This is a genomic window from Vibrio sp. HM8-C (genome assembly GCF_058630515.1).
Genome location: NZ_JBMMKS010000037.1, coordinates 1 through 1230 on the forward strand (window position 1 = coordinate 1; position 1230 = coordinate 1230).

General features: G+C 47.5%; 1 protein-coding gene. It reads left to right on the forward strand.

Annotated elements, in window-relative coordinates; genetic code table 11:
* Positions 1-63: 63 nt before the first annotated feature.
* A protein-coding gene (locus ACOSVQ_RS20610; protein ID WP_222766819.1) for an IS3 family transposase occupies positions 64-1220 on the forward strand; the annotation gives its coding sequence in 2 pieces (ribosomal slippage) (positions 64-301 and positions 301-1220; 1158 coding nt in all).
* Positions 1221-1230: the final 10 nt, after the last annotated feature.

Here is a 1230-nt window from a genome sequence, read left to right on the forward strand (position 1 = left end):
TGAATCGCCACTGATTTCCTAGACGCCTTTTAGTTAGATAAACTAGCTAAAAAAGAGGTGTCCATGAGCCATAAACGTTACCCCGAACAATTCAAAATCGAAGCAGTGAAACAAGTCACTGTTGCCGGCCATTCTGTTGCTGATGTTGCTCAGCGTTTAGGTACCACCACACACAGTCTTTACGCCTGGATTAAGCGCTATGGTCCTGACTCTGAGGAACACCTTCAGCAGTCTGCTGAGTCCGCAGAAATTCGACGATTACAAAAAGAGCTTAAGCGTGTTACTGAAGAGCGCGACCTGTTAAAAAAAGCCGCGGCGTACTTCGCAAGCCACCCCGAGTAAGATACGCCTTTATCCAAGAGCATCATCACAGTCACTCTGTGCGACATCTGTGTCAGTTGTTTGATGTTCATCCGAGCGGGTATTACGCGTGGAGGAGCTGCGCAAAGTCGAAGCGACAACGTGACAATGAACGACTTACAGGCCAACTCAAACAATGTTGGCTTGAGTCCGGAGGCGTCTATGGATACCGCAAACTCCATCGAGATCTGCGTGATCTTGGCGAGCAATGCGGTATTAATCGTGTGCATCGCCTGATGCAGCGAGCAGGACTGCGAGCGCAAGTTGGCTATCGAAAACCGAGAGCGCCTAGTGGTGAGCAACACGTTGTTACGCCAAATCGTTTAGAACGGCAATTCGATCCATTAGCGCCCAACACGGCTTGGGTAACGGATATTACATACATCAAAACGCATGAAGGCTGGCTCTATCTTGGCGCTGTAATGGACTTGTTCTCACGACGAATTATTGGTTGGTCAATGGGCAGTCGTATCACCAAAGAGCTTGCGCTAGATGCTTTATTAATGGCGGTATGGCGTCGTAAACCTGCTGGCAAAGTGCTGGTTCATTCAGATCAAGGAAGCCAATATACGAGCCATGATTGGAGTGAGTTTCTAAGCGCGCATGGTTTGGAAGGTAGTATGAGCCGCCGAGGTAACTGCCATGATAACGCAGTAGCAGAGAGTTTCTTTCAACTGCTGAAACGTGAACGAATTAAGCGAAAAATCTATGCGACCAGAGACGACGCAAAGATGGATGTGTTTAATTATATTGAGATGTTTTACAACCCGAAACGACAGCATAGTTCCAATGATGGGCTATCGCCGTTAGAGTATGAGCGTCAGTATTTTAATGAGGCTAAAAGTCGTCTACTGAAGTAGTGGCGATTCA